Here is a 16,508-nt window from a genome sequence, read left to right on the forward strand (position 1 = left end):
TCCTGAACTGCGCGAGCATCGTCTCATCCTGCCGCAGATTCCCCCGCCTGCTGAAATATTGTATGCTATGCCGCCTCAATGCTGATGGGATAACCGGACTGCCGCCAATGTAGATCGCACACACCCTGCTGTGACCCGACGCGCATGCGTCGCCATTGGCACCGTTATCCGCCGGACTGGCTCCGGAATGATTTATTCGCAGCGCGCCGCTCGCGCGTTGCCCTGAAGAAGAATTCACTCATGTCTATTGCTCCCTTTTTAGAAGAAGTGGCGCGCCGCCGTACCTTTGCGATCATCTCGCACCCGGACGCCGGTAAAACCACAATCACCGAAAAAGTCCTGCTGTTCGGACAGGCGATCCAGACCGCCGGTACCGTTAAAGGTCGCGGCTCCAGCCAGCATGCCAAATCAGACTGGATGGAGATGGAGAAGCAGCGCGGTATCTCCATCACCACCTCGGTGATGCAGTTCCCGTATCGCGACAGCCTGGTTAACCTGCTGGATACCCCCGGGCACGAAGACTTCTCGGAAGATACCTACCGTACGCTGACGGCGGTGGACTGCTGCCTGATGGTGATCGACGCCGCGAAAGGGGTTGAGGATCGTACCCGCAAGCTGATGGAAGTGACCCGTCTGCGCGACACGCCTATCATCACCTTTATGAACAAACTGGACCGCGACATTCGCGATCCGATGGAATTGCTGGATGAGGTTGAGAGCGAGCTGAAAATCGCCTGTGCCCCGATCACCTGGCCGATTGGCTGCGGCAAGCTGTTCAAAGGCGTGTATCACCTCTACAACGATGAAACTTACCTGTATCAGAGCGGCAAAGGCCACACGATTCAGGAAGTGCGCGTGGTAAAAGGGCTGGCGAACCCGGAACTGGACGCGGCCGTCGGCGAAGAGCTGGCGCAGCAGCTGCGTGACGAGCTGGAGCTGGTGCAGGGCGCATCGCACGAGTTCGACAAAGAGCTGTTCCTGAGCGGCGAAATCACGCCGGTGTTCTTTGGTACCGCGCTGGGCAACTTTGGCGTCGATCACATGCTGGATGGTCTGGTTGCCTGGGCGCCGGCGCCCATGCCGCGCCAGACCGATACCCGCAAAGTCGAAGCCAAAGAGGAGAAGTTCAGCGGCTTCGTGTTTAAGATTCAGGCCAACATGGACCCGAAACACCGTGACCGCGTGGCCTTTATGCGCGTGGTGTCCGGCAAATATGAGAAGGGCATGAAGCTGCGTCAGGTGCGCACCGGTAAAGATGTGGTGATCTCCGACGCGCTGACCTTCATGGCGGGCGACCGTTCGCACGTTGAAGAAGCTTATCCGGGCGATATCATCGGCCTGCATAACCACGGCACCATCCAGATTGGCGACACCTTCACCCAGGGCGAAACCATGAAGTTCACCGGTATCCCGAACTTCGCCCCGGAACTGTTCCGTCGCATTCGCCTGCGCGATCCGCTGAAGCAGAAACAGCTGCTGAAAGGGCTGGTCCAGCTGTCGGAAGAGGGCGCCGTGCAGGTGTTCCGTCCGGTGCACAACAACGATCTGATCGTGGGTGCGGTGGGCGTGCTGCAGTTTGATGTGGTCGTGGCGCGTCTCAAGAGCGAGTACAACGTTGAGGCGATTTACGAGGCCATCAACGTGTCGACCGCCCGCTGGGTTGAGTGCAGCGACGCGAAGAAGTTCGACGACTTCCAGCGCAAAAACGAGATCAACCTGGCGCTCGATGGCGGTGACAACCTCACCTATATCGCCCCGACCATGGTCAACCTCAACATCACGCAGGAGCGCTATCCTGACGTGACCTTCCGTAAAACGCGCGAACACTAAGTTCGCCGTCTTCACCGGGCTGCTGCTTTCTGCCGCCCGGTTTTCTCCGATACAGACTCCTCTTAATTGCGCTGCGGTTATCGCTTTTTGGCGAGATATCAACCACAAAAGCCAGCAAAAGCTGTAATCCCTACTATGATTATTCTGTCGGACGAGAAAACGGACCTGTGGGTCTGATTACGTCCATCACGCAGCAACGTGGTGTGTTGCTGGCGCATTCGCGGTTGCGAGTGGGTTAACTGATAGAAGGATGATATCGATGAGTAAGACTAAGATTGCTAAAACCCTGATTGCTGCACTGGCCGGTACTGCGCTGTTAAGCGGCGCGGCAATGGCGGCTGATACCAGCAGCAGCGCGGGTTCCAAAATCGATAGTTCTATGAAAAAAGTCGATGGCTTTATGGATGACAGCGGCATCACCGCCAAAGCCAAAGCCGCGCTGGTGGACGATGAAGCGATTAAAAGTACGGATATCTCGGTCAAAACGCAGCAGGGCGTGGTTACGCTGAGCGGTTTTGTCACCTCGCAGGACCAGGCCGAGAAGGCTGTGGCGCTGGTGCAGAAGGTGGAAGGGGTTAAATCCGTCAGCGACAAACTACACGTCAGAGACAGCAAACAGAGTTCATTGAAAGGTTATGCAGGTGATGCAGCAACCACCAGTGAAATAAAAGCTAAACTTTTAGCAGATGACATTGTGCCATCGCGCAACGTGAAGGTGGAAACCACCGATGGCGTGGTACAGCTGTCCGGGGAAGTGGCGAATCAGGCCCAGTCCGATCGGGCTGAGAAGATCGCCAAAGCCATTGAAGGCGTGAAAAGCGTGAAGAATGACCTCAAGGTGAAATCTTAACGCAACCGGAACGGCATCACCAACGGTGCCGTTCCGTATTAAAAACAGTGATGTGAAGAATAAGCAGTTCGATTTTCACTATGGTAAAGGAGAGGCTTATGTTTCGTTGGGGTATTATCTTTCTGGTCATCGCTCTGATTGCTGCAGCATTAGGTTTTGGCGGTCTGGCGGGTACGGCAGCATGGGCAGCTAAAATTGTCTTTATTGTCGGTATTATTCTGTTCCTCGTGAGCCTGTTTACCGGGCGCAAACGACCCTGACCCACTGCGTTAACCATGTTAACCCGCTAGTCACATAAAGCGGAGGCCAGTCATTGCCACCATTGAAGGTGCGCCGCGACGATTGCAGGATGCGGTTGGTCAGGGAACGACAATGACTGGTTCTCCGGGATGCTGATTGAGCGCCTCCCTCAGAGCAGCAAACACTGAGGGACATCCATTGGGAATACGTATCCCGGTGTCGCTGGACACCTTTGAGCCACTGGCACTCACGCCATTCAAATCCAAAAAAATCGCGCTGGTCTGCGAAGGCGGCGGGCAACGCGGCATCTTCACGGCGGGCGTACTGGATGAATTTCAGCGCGCAGGCTTCAACCCCTTTCAGTTAATGCTCGGCACCTCAGCCGGTGCACAAAACCTCTCAGCCTTTGTCTGTGCTCAGCCCGGTTATGCGCGGCGCGTGATTACCCGTTACACCACCAGTAAACTTTTTTTCGATCCGCTGCGTTTTGTGCGCGGTGGCCACCTGATCGATCTCGACTGGCTGGTGGATATCACTAAACAGGAGTTCCCGCTGGCGCTGAGCAGCGCCGAAAGCCTGTTTGCCAAAGGCAGCGAATTTTACATGTGCGCCTGCCGCAGCGATGATTACAGCGCGCAGTATTTCAATCCCACCAATCTGACCTGGCATGACATCATTAAGGCTTCCAGCGCGATCCCCGGTTTCTACCGCAGCGGCGTGTTGATGGATGGTGTGAGCTATCTCGACGGCGGCATCAGCGACGCCATTCCGGTGCGCGAAGCGGCGCGGCGTGGCGCCGATACCATTGTGGTGATCCGTACCGTGCCGTCACAGATGGCGTATACGCCGAAGTGGTTTAAACGCATGGAGCGCTGGCTGAGCGACAGCGCCCTGCAGCCGATGATCAATATCCTGCATCAGCACGAAGAGAGCTACCGCCAGATTCAGCAGTTTATTGAACAGCCGCCGGATAATCTGCGCATCATTGAGATCTTTCCGCCCAAGCCGCTGGCCAGCATGGCGCTGGGCAGTCGTCTGGCGTCGCTGAATCAGGATTATCATCTGGGCCGCCGCAGCGGGCGCTATTTCCTGGCGACGCTGGGCCAGTGGCTGAGCGATGCTGAACCGCTGGCGCGACCGATTGCCGTGACGCCGCCCGCCGCCGTCGCCAACGCGCCGGATAACCGGCCGGTCAGCACGCCGCCGCTGGCGGGTAATGACGCCGACTACGATGCAGGATCGCTGGCATGAGATTTATCGACACCCACTGCCACTTTGATTTTCCGCCATTTGTCACCGCTGCCGAACAGAGTATCGCGCAGGCGGCGCAGGCGGGCGTGGAACGCATCATCGTGCCGTGCGTGGATGCCAGCCGTTTTGCCGTGGTGAGCCAGCTGGCACAGCAGCATCCGGCGCTGTATAGCGCGCTCGGGCTGCACCCGATCAATATTGCGCAACATCAGGATGACGATCTCAATCACCTTGAGCAGCACCTGCAAACGCCGGATGTAAAACGCGTGGCGATCGGGGAAATCGGGCTGGATCTGTATATGGAAGCGCCGGATTTTGCGCGGCAAACCCGGCTGCTGGAGGCGCAGCTGAAGCTGGCAAAGCGCTATGATTTGCCGGTGATCCTGCATTCGCGACGTACGCACGATCAGCTGGCGCAGTATTTGCGCCGTCACGATGTGCCGCGGCGTGGCGTGGTGCACGGCTTTGCCGGCAGCCAGCAGCAGGCGGAGCGTTTCATCGCGCTTGGCTACGCGATTGGTGTCGGCGGCACCATTACCTATGCGCGCGCCAGCAAAACCCGCCACACCATCGCCAGCCTGCCATTGCAGGCGCTGCTGCTGGAAACCGATGCGCCGGATATGCCGCTGCACGGTTTTCAGGGTCAGCCAAATCGCCCGGAACGGGCGCGTAATGTGTTCGAAGTATTGTGCCAGCTGCGCCCGGAACCGCCCGATGAGATCGCCGATGCGCTGTGGCACAACAGCCTGCGTTTGTTCGCGCTGCCGGATTGAGTAATGATCCTGCGCCTGCCACTATCTCACTTCAGGTAATAGCGCCGTCACGGTCAGTTACGTGTTAAATCTGCTTAATGGCCGTTGCAATTTTGCCAGAGGCATAATTTATTGCGCGATGAATCGCGTCGCTGCAACGCCTCTGCCACTTCTGATGATGTGCTGACAACCCCCGCTCAGTCGCAAATTAACTACGCTTTAACGATATCCGATACCTTTTTGCGGCAACATTTGTGATAATAATCACAATCGCATCGTGCCGCGCTGTTCGGAAAAATAGCGATTTAATGTGATTAACATCGCTAAATGCATGTATATCAATGCGCGGTTTCCTTTTCCTTGTGACAACCCTCGCAATTCTACGCGGCGTGGGTTGTTATAATTATCACATTCTCCGGTGAGCAGATGTCACCGGCCTGACTTTGGAGAGCACCATGACCGATCTGAACGCGGCCGCGCAGCGCGCGCTGCAACTGATGGACCTGACCACCCTTAACGAAGACGACACCGATGAAAAAGTGATCGCGCTGTGCCATCAGGCGAAATCACCGGCCGGTAACACGGCGGCGATCTGTATCTATCCGCGCTTTATCCCGATTGCACGTAAAACGCTGCGCGAGCAGGGCACGCCGGAAATCCGCATCGCGACCGTCACTAACTTCCCGCACGGTAACGACGACATCGACATCGCGCTGGCGGAAACCCATGCGGCAATCGCCTACGGCGCGGATGAAGTTGACGTGGTGTTCCCGTACCGTGCCCTGATTGCCGGTAACCGTGACGTCGGCTTTGCGCTGGTAAAAGCCTGTAAAGAGGCCTGCGCGGCGGCGAACGTGCTGCTGAAAGTGATCATTGAAACCGGCGAGCTGAAAGAGGAAGCGCTGATTCGTGCGGCGTCCGAAATCGCGATCGATGCCGGCGCGGATTTCATCAAAACCTCTACCGGTAAAGTGCCGGTCAACGCCACGCCAGAGGTGGCGGCGATCATGATGCAGGTAATCCGTGACAAAGGCGTGCAGCAGCAGGTGGGCTTCAAACCGGCTGGCGGCGTGCGCACGGCGGAAGATGCCGCTATCTACCTGCAGCTGGCCGACGATATCCTCGGCAGCGGCTGGGCGGATGCGCGTCATTTCCGCTTCGGCGCTTCCAGCCTGTTAGCCAGCCTGCTGAATACCCTGGGCCACGCTACGGCGACCAGCAAAGCCGGTTATTGATCCACGCGGTCGCCAAAATGGCGGCCCACGGCGTCACTGCCGTCAGGTGCGCATAGCCGCGCAGCTGGCGGCTGTCATTCAGCGATACATCGCTTTTCCGGGGAGGCAACCTTGTTCCTGCCACAAGAAATTATTCGTAAAAAACGCGACGGCCAGCCGCTGAGCGAAGCGGAAATCCGCTTTTTCATCAACGGTGTGCGTGATAACAGCGTGTCTGAAGGGCAAATCGCCGCGCTGGCGATGACGATTTATTTTCACGACATGAACCTGGAAGAGCGCGTGGCGCTGACCATGGCGATGCGCGATTCCGGCACGGTGCTCAACTGGCAGGCGCTGAATCTCAACGGACCGATTGTTGATAAACACTCGACCGGCGGCGTGGGCGATGTCACTTCGCTGATGCTGGGTCCGATGGTGGCGGCCTGCGGCGGCTACGTGCCAATGATTTCCGGGCGCGGCCTCGGTCACACCGGCGGCACGCTGGATAAGCTGGAAGCCATTCCTGGCTTCGATATCTTCCCCAGCGACGATCGCTTCCGCCAGATCATCAAACAGGTCGGCGTTGCCATTATCGGTCAGACTAATTCGCTGGCGCCGGCGGACAAGCGGTTCTACGCCACGCGCGATATCACCGCCACCGTGGATTCCATTCCGCTGATCACCGCCTCGATCCTCGCCAAAAAATTAGCCGAGGGATTAGACGCGCTGGTGATGGATGTCAAAGTCGGATCCGGGGCGTTTATGCCAACCTTTGAGGCTTCGCAGCAGCTGGCGCAGGCGATTGTCGGCGTCGCCAACGGCGCGGGATGCAAAACCACCGCGCTGCTCACCGACATGAATCAGGTGCTGGCATCGAGCGCCGGTAATGCGCTGGAAGTGCGTGAAGCGGTGCATTTCCTCACCGGCGAGGCGCGCAATCCGCGGCTGCTGGAGGTCACGCTGGCGCTGTGCGCTGAGATGCTGATCTCCGGCAAACTGGCGGCGAACGAAGCCGAAGCGCGGCAAAAACTGCAGCAGGTGCTGGATAACGGTAAAGCGGCTGAGGTGTTTGCCCGCATGGTGGCGGCGCAGAACGGCCCGACGGATTTCATCGAGCAGATGGACCGCTACCTGCCGGCACCGATGCTGAGCAAAGCGGTGTACGCCGATCGTCCCGGCATCGTCAGCGCCATGGACACGCGGGCGCTGGGCATGGCGGTGGTGGCGCTGGGCGGTGGCCGTCAGCGCGCCAGCGACAGCATTGATTACAGCGTGGGCCTCAGCGACATGATCACGCTGGGCAGTGAAGTAAATGCGCAGCAGCCGCTGGCGGTGATTCATGCCGCATCGGAAGCGCAGTGGCAGCAGGCCGCTGCGGCAGTGAAAGCGGCGATAACGCTCAGCGACCATGCTCCGCAGGCCACGCCGGTGGTGTATCGCCGCATCAGCGAATAGTGGCGTAACTGCGTGCCAGGCAGCGGCCGTTCGGGTATACTGATCTGATCGCTTTTTTTTGACTTGTCATCGCGCTATGGCGCAGGAGACTTGCATGAAACGTGCTTTTATTATGGTTCTCGACTCCTTCGGGATTGGTTCCAGCAAAGACGCCGATAAATTCGGTGATGAAGGATCGGATACGCTCGGCCATATCGCCGAAGCGTGCTTTGAAGGCCGCGCCAATGAAGGCCGCGAAGGTCCGCTGCATCTGCCCAATATGACCGCGCTCGGCCTTGGCAAAGCGGCGGAACTCTCTACCGGCCGCTTCCCGCCGGGACTGGACCCGCAGGCGGAAATTATCGGCGCTTACGCCTACGCCAGCGAACTCTCTTCGGGCAAAGATACGCCGTCCGGCCACTGGGAAATCGCCGGGGTGCCGGTGCTGTTTGACTGGGGCTACTTCAGCGACAAAGAGAACAGCTTCCCGCAGGAGCTGCTGGATACGCTGGTAAAACGCGCCGATCTGCCGGGCTACCTCGGCAACTGCCACTCCTCTGGCACGGTAATTCTCGACCAGCTGGGCGAGGAGCACATGAAAAGCGGCAAGCCGATTTTCTACACCTCGGCAGATTCGGTGTTCCAGATTGCCTGTCATGAAGAGACCTTTGGCCTCGATCGCCTGTACGCGCTGTGTGAAATCGCCCGTGAAGAGCTGACCAACGGCGGCTATAACATTGGCCGTGTGATTGCGCGTCCGTTTGTCGGCGATAAAGCCGGTAAATTCCAGCGCACCGGTAACCGTCACGATCTGGCGGTCGAACCACCTGCACCGACCATGCTGAAAAAGCTGGTGGATGAGAAGGGCGGCGAAGTGATTTCAGTGGGTAAAATCGCTGATATCTACGCGGAGCAGGGCATCACCCAAAAAGTTAAAGCCACCGGTCTGGACGCGCTGTTTGATGCCACCATTGAGCAGATGAAGAAGGCGCCGGACAACTCAATTGTGTTCACCAACTTCGTCGATTTTGACTCGACCTGGGGCCATCGCCGCGATATCGCCGGTTATGCCGGTGGGCTGGAGCTGTTTGACCGTCGTCTGCCGGAGCTGATGGCGCTGGTGAAAGAGGGCGATATCCTGATTCTCACCGCTGACCACGGCTGCGATCCGAGCTGGCATGGCACCGAGCACACGCGCGAGCACATCCCGATTCTGATCTACGGTCCAGAAGTAAAACCGGGCTCGCTGGGTTACCGTGATACCTTCGCCGATATCGGCCAGACCATCGCCAGCTATTTTGGCCTGTCCAGCATGGACTACGGCAAAAGCTTGCTGTAAAACAGCCACCACTTTTTGATAAGGAAGAACAACAATGGCAACTCCTCATATTAATGCCGAAATGGGCGATTTCGCGGACGTGGTGCTGATGCCAGGCGATCCGCTGCGTGCAAAACACATTGCCGAGACTTTCCTCGACGATGTGGTCGAAGTGAACAACGTACGCGGCATGCTGGGCTTCACCGGGACTTACAAAGGCCGCAAAATCTCCGTGATGGGCCATGGTATGGGTATTCCATCCTGCTCGATCTACACCAAAGAGCTGATCACCGATTTCGGCGTGAAGAAGATCATTCGTGTGGGTTCCTGCGGTGCCGTGCGTGCAGACGTGAAACTGCGTGATGTGGTGATTGGTATGGGCGCCTGCACCGACTCAAAAGTTAACCGCATGCGTTTCAAAGATCACGATTTTGCCGCCATCGCGGATTTCGACATGGTGCGTAACGCGGTCGACGCAGCTAAAGCGCTGGGTGTGGACGCGCGCGTCGGTAACATCTTCTCTGCGGATTTGTTCTATACGCCGGACCCGCAGATGTTCGACGTGATGGAGAAGTACGGCATCCTCGGCGTGGAGATGGAAGCCGCCGGCATCTACGGTGTGGCGGCAGAGTTTGGTGCCAAAGCGCTGACCATCTGTACCGTGTCGGATCACATCCGTACGCACGAGCAAACCACCGCGGCAGAGCGTCAGACGACGTTCAACGATATGATTAAGATCGCGCTGGAGTCGGTGCTGCTGGGGGATTGATTTTCCTCGCTTTTCCTTTGCCCTCACCCTAACCCTCTCCCGCGCGCGGGAGAGGGGACCGATCGAGCAACGGTTAACGCCCTCGCGCGGGAGAGGGGACTGATCGAGCAACGGTTAATGCCTGCGCGCGGGAGAGGGCGCCCACGCGCACCGTCCTCATTTCCGCCTCCTATCTCCAGCCTCTGTCCCGCATTCCTGACGTAGCCGCTACACCGTAAACATCTGACACACTTTTACCCAGGCTTGTGCATCTTCCTGCTGGCTCTGCGGCGATCTCTCCCTATCATTAGCGTGATAATGAAGAGACTAAGCCCCTGATGAATTTCCGCAATTTCGAAGCCGAAGAGAAACTGTTTGTGCGCCGCGCGCTGGTGGCGTTTGCCCTGGTTGTTATCTGCTTCACCATTCTTGGCATCAACCTGTATCGCTTACAGGTGGATCAGCACAGCTATTACCAGACGCGTTCTAACGAGAACGACATCAAAATGATCCCCATCGCGCCGACGCGCGGGCTGATTTTCGATCGCAACGGCATCCCGCTGGTGCGCAATGTTACCTGGTACGACATCCTCGTCACGCCGTACAAAATCGACAACATGCAGGCGACGCTGAAGGCGCTGACGCCCATCGTTGATCTGACTCCGGATGATATCGAAACCTTTGAGCATGAACTGAAGCAGAGCAGCCGCTATAAACCGGTGGAGCTGAAGGCCGAGCTCACCGACGAGGAGGTGGCGCGCTTCTCGGTCAATCAGTTCCGCTTCACCGGCGTCACCATTGATACCTATCAGGATCGGGAATACCCGTACGGCGCCGATCTGGCGCACGTGGTCGGCTACGTGTCGAAGATTAACGATAACGATTACAAGCGGCTCAATGCCGAGGGCGTCGGCGAAAACTATGCCGCCGACCATAACATCGGCAAGCAAGGTATTGAGGGCTACTACGAATCTCTGTTGCACGGCAAGACCGGCTATCAGGAAGTGGAAGTGGATAACCACGGCCGCATCGTGCGCGTGCTGAAAGAGGTGCCGCCGGTGGCGGGCAAAAACATCTGGCTGACGCTGGATCTGCATCTGCAGCAGTATGTGGAGAGCCAGCTGGCCGGGCAGCGTGCGGCGGTGCTGATTGAGGATCCGCACGATGGCGGCGTGCTGGCGATGGTCTCCAGCCCGAGCTACGATCCCAACCCGTTCGTGAAGGGCATCAGCTACAAAGCCTATAAAACGCTGCTGCAGGATAAAAACCTGCCGCTGATCAATCGCGTTACCCAGGGGCTGTATCCACCGGCATCGACGGTAAAACCCTACATGGCGATGTCGGCGCTGCTGAGCAAAGTGATTACGCCGGGCACCACCTTCTTTGGCGCGCCCACCTGGACGCTGCCGGGCACCGATCGTAAATACCGCGACTGGAAAAAGTCCGGCCACGGCATGCTCGACGTCACCAAAGCGATTGAAGAGTCCGCCGACACCTTCTTCTATCAGGTGGCGTTCATGATGGGCATCGACCGCATCCACAGCATGCTCAGCCAGTTCGGCTACGGCAAACCTACCGGTATCGATTTGAATGAAGAGTACGCCGGGCTGCTGCCAAGCCGCGAATGGAAGCAGAAAGTGCATAAACATACGTGGTATCAGGGCGATACGGTGTCGGTGGGCATCGGTCAGGGCTACTGGATCGCCACGCCGATTCAGATGGTGAAAGCCATGGTGGCGCTGATCAATAACGGCCGGGTGATTAATCCGCACCTGCTGGCCAAAGCACAGCGCGGCACCTGGCAGCAGGTTTATCAGCCGACCGCGCCCCAGCCGCAGATTGGCGATGCGAAATCACCGTACTGGTCGCTGGTGCGCCACGCCATGTTTGGTATGGCTAACGCGCCTAACGGCACCGGTTATAAATATTTCCATACCGCGCCGTACGGCATCGCCGCCAAGTCCGGTACGTCGCAGGTGTTTAGCCTGAAGCAGAACCAGACTTACAACGCGAAGATGATCCCGGTGCGCCTGCGCGACCACATTTTCTATACCGCCTTTGCGCCGTTTAACAACCCGCAGGTGGCGGTGGCGCTGATTCTGGAAAACGGCGGTAACGAAGGCATTACCGCCGCGCCGGTGATGCGCAACATCCTCGACCACATCTTCCTGCCGCCGCCGGATAGCAGCGTGCCGATGCAGACGGCCAGCACCGCGCAGGTGCACTGATCAGCGGAAAAATACCCGGTTGCGGCCGTGGTGTTTGGCATCGTAGAGCGCGGCATCGGCATTGCTGTATAGCGTGTCGAAATCGGAGCCCGGCTTGCCGTAGCTCACGCCGAGGCTGGCGGTCACCAGTTGCTGCGGCAGCACCGCCAGCGGCGAGGCGTTAAGCGAGGCGTGGATCGCACCGGCGACAATCACCGCGTCGGACAGACGATAGTGCGGCAGCAGCACGGTAAACTCTTCGCCGCCGATGCGGCCAATGCTGGCGCCGGCCGGGCAGTGCGCCTGAATGCGCGTCACCAGCCCGCAAATCACCTTATCGCCCATCGGATGGCCGTATTCGTCGTTGATCTTCTTGAAGTGGTCGATATCCAGAATAATCAGCGCCGCCGGACCGCTCTCCAGCGTCTGGCTGATGCGCTGAATAATCGCGCCGCGATTCCACACCGCCGTCAGCGGATCGTGGCTGGCTTTGTACTCCAGCTCCTGCGCCAGCTGGTTTAACTGCTCATTCACGCGGTTCAGCTCGCGCTCCGCGCGATCGCTGCGGGAGATCAGCCGCCAGGTTTCGCGCATCAGGCGCTGATAGTGGCGATTCAGGTGCAGCAGCGCCTCGCGGTAATCCTGCGCGCTCAGCGTGTTTTGCGCCGCCACATGCTGTGAGCGATTCAGCACCTCGCTCTCTTCACGGAACAGCTCATTGAGGTCCATCATGACGCCAGTTCCGCCTGCAGATTAACCTGCAGATCGGTAAAATCCAGCGCCAGTTCCTGACCAAACTCTTCTGCGATGTCATCTTCCGCATCAAACAGCCAGTTTAGCGTGACGCGCTGACCGCGCTGCGCCAGCTGGTTGAACAGATCGAACAGGCTGAACAGCATTTTGGTGCTGGAGCTGTTGAAGTAGCGCAGCGCGATAGTGACGACCACCGCGTCGTTGTCGGTGGGTTGCCACTGCTCAAGGGCATCCAGCAGCGGGCGATAAAACGCCGCCGCGTTCTCCGGCCACGACTCGCCGCGCAGCGCAAACTGGCGGGTGGCAAAATCAAAACTCACTTCGGGCGTGCTCTCAGTGGCAGCGATAATCAGGTTTTGCATACAACCTCAATCCTGGTGAATGGTGGCTTTAAGCCAAAACGTGGCGTAGCCGCTGGCGGGCAGCGGACGCAGTTCATACTCCAGCGGTTCACTGACATCACGGGCAAGCGTCAGCAAACCGATATTGGCCCCTTTGCTGGTGGCGGGGCTCTCGGTGCGCAGACCGACACGGTAGGCCTGCTTAATTTCGTCGTTACTCATGGTACGCAGCAGATCGAGCCAGTCGCGCAGCTGCTCGCAGGCGGCCTGTTCGACCTGATTACTGCTCTCCAGCACATAGCTATCGCCATCCACGTGCAGCGTTACGGTGCCAAAGCGATAGTGCTGTTCGGCATGGCTCAGGGTACGGCTGTCCTGCGAATAGCGCAGGATGTTCTGCACAATCTCGACAAAGCTGGAGAACAGCCGGCGGCGCACTTTCAGCGGGGCCTGCTGGTTTTCCAGAAACACTTTGATCACTTCACCCATCGCGGTGATGTTCTGCGGCGAAAAGAAGCCGGTATAGTGCAGCGCAACGCTGTCGGGCGGCAGGTGCGTGCCGGTGGAAGCTGGATGCATAAGAGGCTCGTTAATAACGCAGGCCAAACCAGGTGACGTCATCGCGTCGCGGCTGGTTGCCCTGCCAGTGAAGAAATGCCTGCGCAAACGCCGTGGAGAGCTCGGCCATCGGCAGGGTTTTATGTTGTGCAATGACCGTCTGAATCCGCTTTTTACCGAACATGATCTGCCGCGCGCCGCCGGGTTGATCGGTCACGCCGTCGCTCATTACCAGCAGCACATCGCCGGGCTGCAGTGTGCGCTGCTGCTGCGGCCAGCAATAGTCGTGCGGTGTATCGGTGTAGCCAACGCCGACGCGATCGGCCTGCAGCGCGGCTGCTTCACCCTGTAGCGGCTGCAGCACCGCGTGCATGCGCGCGCTGGCCCAGCTCAGCTGATGGCTGGTCGTCTCCAGCCGCAGCGCAATCGCATCGCAGCCGTCGTTGGACAGCGAAGTCTGCTGCGAGGCGTTAAGCTGGCCCAGGGTTTGTTTGATGTGGCGGTTAAGCGCCTGCAGCAGGGCAGACGGCGTACGATGGTTGTGCTGCAGCGCACGCTCCAGCGTCGTATGCAGAATCACCGTCATAAACGCGCCGGGAATGCCGTGACCGGTGCAGTCGGCAATCAGCGCCAGCCAGCCGTGCTCGTCGCGGTGAAAGGCGTAATAGTCGCCGCCCACGCCGTCGCGCGGCTGCCAGTGCAGGCACCAGTCGCTCAGCTGCTGCGCCATCTGCTGCCGCGAGCGGTCCAGCATCGCGTCCTGAATCACCCGCGCGTAATCGATGCTCTGTAAAATTTGCTGATGCTGCTGCGCCTGCAAATCGGAGACGGTGCGAATCAGGTCGATACCGAGGCCGATGCCAATATAGCGGCCCTGTTCAGTCACGATAAAGCCATCGGTCACTGATTTATCCCCGCTGGCGACCACCTGCTGCGCGACCCGATCGAGTTCGGTTTCGGCATCGATCACCAGCGGTTGTTTGTCCATAAAGGCGATACAGCTTTTACGATCGTACAGCTCGCGGAAGAACGGGCGCGTCATTTGCGACAGAAAGATGTGGCGGTTAATCATGCCGAACGGCGTGCCGTTTTCCACCACCGGCAGGCCAATCAAATCTTTGTGTTCGCTAAACAGCGCCATTACCGCCGTGTTGTCCATCGCTGGCGTGACGAACGGCACCGCAATACACAGCGAACGCGCGCGGGCACGACCCGTCAGGGCGCTAAGCCCGGTGCGGAAATCAGGCTGCTGCATGAGAAAGAGTCTGGCGTTGATTAGGAATAATCTTAGGTTACGGCACGGCGATGACACTTTTATGTCACCGCCGGCCAGCGCACGCTGCTGCGCTTACTGCGGGGCTTTTAGTGTATCGGCGACGTGGCTGATGGCGCGCACCACCTCACTGGAGCTGCCGCGAATTTCGGCAATCACACCGCCCGCCTGCTGCGCGAGCACTACGCCCTGATCGGCACGTTTCAGGTTCGACGCGATGCCTTTCTGCGCCTTATCCGCCAGCAGATGGTTATGCCTCACCCGATTCTCGATTTCGCTGGTGGCGCGATTGATGTTCGCCGCGAGGGTGCGTACTTCACTGGCAACCACGGCAAAGCTGCGGCCGTGATGACCGGCGCGCGCGGCTTCCACTGCCGCATTGAGCGCCAGCAGATTGGTTTGGTCGGCAATACGGCGAATACTCTCCACGATGGCGCCGATGCGATCGGAAGAGTCGCTCAGATCATTGATATCACCAGAAATACCGTGCAGTTCGCTGGCCAGCGCATTGATATTCTGCACGCTGTTCTCAATGACCGCCGCACCCTGTTGTGTGCTTTCGCTGGTATGCAGCGCGGTTTGCCATGCCTGCTGCGCTGCTTCGCGCTCCAGCTGGTTCTTTTCCACCTGCGCGGTAACGTCGGTGGCGAACTTCACCACTTTGTACAGCTCGCCGGCGCTGTTAAACACCGGATTATAGGTGGCGCGCAGCCAGACGGTGTTGCCCTGCTTATTGACGCGCTCGAACTGGCCGGAGATATATTCACCCTGATTGAGCTTGTGCCAGAAGCGACGATAGGCCTCGCTGGTGCGCATTTCGGGCGGACAGAACAGGCTGTGATGGCGACCGATGATCTCATCAGCGCGATAGCCCATGGTATTGAAGAAGTTATCGTTGGCCATCAGCACTTCGCCTTTGAGGTTGAAGGCAATCACCGCCATCGAGCGCTCAATGGCGGTGGTCATGGCGCGCTGCTCCTGCGCATCCATGATGCGCGCGGTGATATCACTCGCCAGCTTGACGATTTTGATCACCCGGCCGTGGCGATCCTGCACTGGTACGTAGTTGGCTTCCAGCCAGATCGGACGGCTGTGCTTCGCCACGCGCAAAAACTTATCGCTGAAGCCTTCGCCGCGATTCAGACGCTGCCAGAACTCGCGATACTGCGGCGACTGCACCATATCCGGCGTGCAGAACAGGCTGTGATGCTGGCCGACAATTTCTGCCAGCGTGTAGCCCATGCGCTCCAGAAACAGCGTGTTAGCGGTGAGGATGTGACCATCAGGCGTAAACTCAACCATAGCGATGGCCTCCTGCAGCGAACTAAGCGTTGCGCTGCTGTGACTGCGTTTCTGCCACGCGAGGCGCGACAGGATTCCCGATGTAATAGTGCTGAACATGGTGGACCTTATTATGGTTATGGGATGTCAGCACGGTTATCGGCGTGAGTGGCTAAAAATTCACCACTAAATAATCCGGTTGCGCAGGTTTTTACCATCGGGTCCGGCGGTTGCTGCAAAAGGCAGCAGTCAGCTGATTTTTACCGAAAAGCGTTTGACGGTACGGCGTGAGTAAGGTTTAATGCGCCCCGTTGCCCGGATAGCTCAGTCGGTAGAGCAGGGGATTGAAAATCCCCGTGTCCGTGGTTCGATTCCGCGTCCGGGCACCAACATTCTGAAAACCCAGCCTTTATGGCTGGGTTTTTGCTTTTTGAAGCACCAATGATTTCTGGTCACTT

The 16,508-nt window shown here is 58.3% G+C and carries 15 protein-coding genes and 1 tRNA gene; 11 read left to right on the plus strand and 5 right to left on the minus strand.

From position 1 onward, the window contains the following. Positions 1 to 240 precede the first annotated feature (240 nt). From prfC to mrdA, 10 genes are all read left to right on the plus strand, one after another. Positions 241 to 1,830, plus strand: coding sequence for a peptide chain release factor 3 (prfC, locus tag CBW22_RS03650; RefSeq protein WP_021507661.1), 1,590 nt, complete (start codon positions 241 to 243; stop codon positions 1,828 to 1,830). Between the two features lie 259 nt (positions 1,831 to 2,089). Continuing rightward, entirely contained in the window at positions 2,090 to 2,680 is a 591-nt protein-coding gene (gene osmY, locus CBW22_RS03655) for a molecular chaperone OsmY (RefSeq protein ID WP_088516044.1), read from the plus strand. Positions 2,681 to 2,778: 98 nt separating this feature from the next. Beyond that, positions 2,779 to 2,940, plus strand: coding sequence for a DUF1328 domain-containing protein (locus CBW22_RS03660; protein WP_007893192.1), 162 nt, complete (start codon positions 2,779 to 2,781; stop codon positions 2,938 to 2,940). Positions 2,941 to 3,118: 178 nt separating this feature from the next. Further along, positions 3,119 to 4,171, plus strand: a complete 1,053-nt coding sequence (locus CBW22_RS03665) for a patatin-like phospholipase family protein (RefSeq protein ID WP_031279725.1) — start codon at positions 3,119 to 3,121, stop codon at positions 4,169 to 4,171. Further along, entirely contained in the window at positions 4,168 to 4,944 is a 777-nt protein-coding gene (locus CBW22_RS03670; RefSeq protein ID WP_088516045.1) for a TatD family hydrolase, read from the plus strand. Before CBW22_RS03665 ends, CBW22_RS03670 begins: the two co-directional genes overlap by 4 nt. Positions 4,945 to 5,378: 434 nt before the next feature. Beyond that, positions 5,379 to 6,158: a deoxyribose-phosphate aldolase gene (deoC, locus tag CBW22_RS03675; protein ID WP_088516046.1), complete on the plus strand. Its 780-nt coding sequence runs from the start codon at positions 5,379 to 5,381 to the stop codon at positions 6,156 to 6,158. Between the two features lie 111 nt (positions 6,159 to 6,269). Then, on the plus strand, positions 6,270 to 7,592 hold the full coding sequence (deoA, locus tag CBW22_RS03680) for a thymidine phosphorylase (protein ID WP_088516047.1): 1,323 nt from the start codon (positions 6,270 to 6,272) through the stop codon (positions 7,590 to 7,592). A 94-nt stretch (positions 7,593 to 7,686) separates the two neighbouring features. Then, positions 7,687 to 8,910: a phosphopentomutase gene (deoB, locus tag CBW22_RS03685; protein WP_088516048.1), complete on the plus strand. Its 1,224-nt coding sequence runs from the start codon at positions 7,687 to 7,689 to the stop codon at positions 8,908 to 8,910. Between the two features lie 34 nt (positions 8,911 to 8,944). Then, positions 8,945 to 9,658 (plus strand): purine-nucleoside phosphorylase, encoded by a 714-nt coding sequence (gene deoD, locus CBW22_RS03690; protein ID WP_021507654.1) that lies wholly within the window; start codon positions 8,945 to 8,947, stop codon positions 9,656 to 9,658. A gap of 317 nt (positions 9,659 to 9,975) precedes the next feature. Beyond that, the gene (mrdA, locus tag CBW22_RS03695) at positions 9,976 to 11,865 is read left to right on the plus strand and encodes a penicillin-binding protein 2 (RefSeq protein ID WP_021507653.1); all 1,890 of its coding nucleotides are present in this window, start codon (positions 9,976 to 9,978) and stop codon (positions 11,863 to 11,865) included. Here the strand turns inward: mrdA and CBW22_RS03700 are convergent, their stop codons facing one another. From CBW22_RS03700 to CBW22_RS03720, 5 genes are all read right to left on the minus strand, one after another. Then, complete coding sequence (locus CBW22_RS03700) at positions 11,866 to 12,576, minus strand: GGDEF domain-containing protein (RefSeq protein ID WP_021507652.1); 711 nt, start codon at positions 12,574 to 12,576, stop codon at positions 11,866 to 11,868. Then, positions 12,573 to 12,959 (minus strand): DUF1987 domain-containing protein, encoded by a 387-nt coding sequence (locus CBW22_RS03705; protein WP_021507651.1) that lies wholly within the window; start codon positions 12,957 to 12,959, stop codon positions 12,573 to 12,575. Before CBW22_RS03705 ends, CBW22_RS03700 begins: the two co-directional genes overlap by 4 nt. 6 nt (positions 12,960 to 12,965) lie before the next feature. After that, the gene (locus CBW22_RS03710) at positions 12,966 to 13,517 is read right to left on the minus strand and encodes a SiaB family protein kinase (RefSeq protein WP_088516049.1); all 552 of its coding nucleotides are present in this window, start codon (positions 13,515 to 13,517) and stop codon (positions 12,966 to 12,968) included. 10 nt (positions 13,518 to 13,527) lie between these two features. Beyond that, positions 13,528 to 14,751, minus strand: coding sequence for a SpoIIE family protein phosphatase (locus CBW22_RS03715; protein WP_088516050.1), 1,224 nt, complete (start codon positions 14,749 to 14,751; stop codon positions 13,528 to 13,530). 93 nt (positions 14,752 to 14,844) lie between these two features. Next, positions 14,845 to 16,170 (minus strand): methyl-accepting chemotaxis protein, encoded by a 1,326-nt coding sequence (locus CBW22_RS03720; protein WP_088516051.1) that lies wholly within the window; start codon positions 16,168 to 16,170, stop codon positions 14,845 to 14,847. Positions 16,171 to 16,363: 193 nt separating this feature from the next. On the opposite strand from CBW22_RS03720, the gene CBW22_RS03725 reads away from it, so the two are divergent. Further along, positions 16,364 to 16,439 (plus strand) — tRNA-Phe (locus CBW22_RS03725). The last annotated feature ends 69 nt before the right edge of the window (positions 16,440 to 16,508 follow it).

Source organism: Pantoea sp. VS1, from assembly GCF_002207995.1.
Lineage (GTDB): Bacteria > Pseudomonadota > Gammaproteobacteria > Enterobacterales > Enterobacteriaceae > Pantoea > Pantoea dispersa.

What these genes read in the sequence shown, in the direction of transcription:
- prfC (WP_021507661.1), top strand. Translation starts at nt 241, where the DNA reads ATGTCTATTGCTCCCTTTTTAGAAGAAGTGGCGCGCCGCCGTACCTTT.
- osmY (WP_088516044.1), top strand. Translation starts at nt 2,090, where the DNA reads ATGAGTAAGACTAAGATTGCTAAAACCCTGATTGCTGCACTGGCCGGT.
- CBW22_RS03660 (WP_007893192.1), top strand. Translation starts at nt 2,779, where the DNA reads ATGTTTCGTTGGGGTATTATCTTTCTGGTCATCGCTCTGATTGCTGCA.
- CBW22_RS03670 (WP_088516045.1), top strand. Translation starts at nt 4,168, where the DNA reads ATGAGATTTATCGACACCCACTGCCACTTTGATTTTCCGCCATTTGTC.
- deoC (WP_088516046.1), top strand. Translation starts at nt 5,379, where the DNA reads ATGACCGATCTGAACGCGGCCGCGCAGCGCGCGCTGCAACTGATGGAC.
- deoB (WP_088516048.1), top strand. Translation starts at nt 7,687, where the DNA reads ATGAAACGTGCTTTTATTATGGTTCTCGACTCCTTCGGGATTGGTTCC.
- deoD (WP_021507654.1), top strand. Translation starts at nt 8,945, where the DNA reads ATGGCAACTCCTCATATTAATGCCGAAATGGGCGATTTCGCGGACGTG.
- mrdA (WP_021507653.1), top strand. Translation starts at nt 9,976, where the DNA reads ATGAATTTCCGCAATTTCGAAGCCGAAGAGAAACTGTTTGTGCGCCGC.
- CBW22_RS03700 (WP_021507652.1), bottom strand. Translation starts at nt 12,576, where the DNA reads ATGATGGACCTCAATGAGCTGTTCCGTGAAGAGAGCGAGGTGCTGAAT.
- CBW22_RS03705 (WP_021507651.1), bottom strand. Translation starts at nt 12,959, where the DNA reads ATGCAAAACCTGATTATCGCTGCCACTGAGAGCACGCCCGAAGTGAGT.
- CBW22_RS03710 (WP_088516049.1), bottom strand. Translation starts at nt 13,517, where the DNA reads ATGCATCCAGCTTCCACCGGCACGCACCTGCCGCCCGACAGCGTTGCG.
- CBW22_RS03715 (WP_088516050.1), bottom strand. Translation starts at nt 14,751, where the DNA reads ATGCAGCAGCCTGATTTCCGCACCGGGCTTAGCGCCCTGACGGGTCGT.
- CBW22_RS03720 (WP_088516051.1), bottom strand. Translation starts at nt 16,170, where the DNA reads ATGTTCAGCACTATTACATCGGGAATCCTGTCGCGCCTCGCGTGGCAG.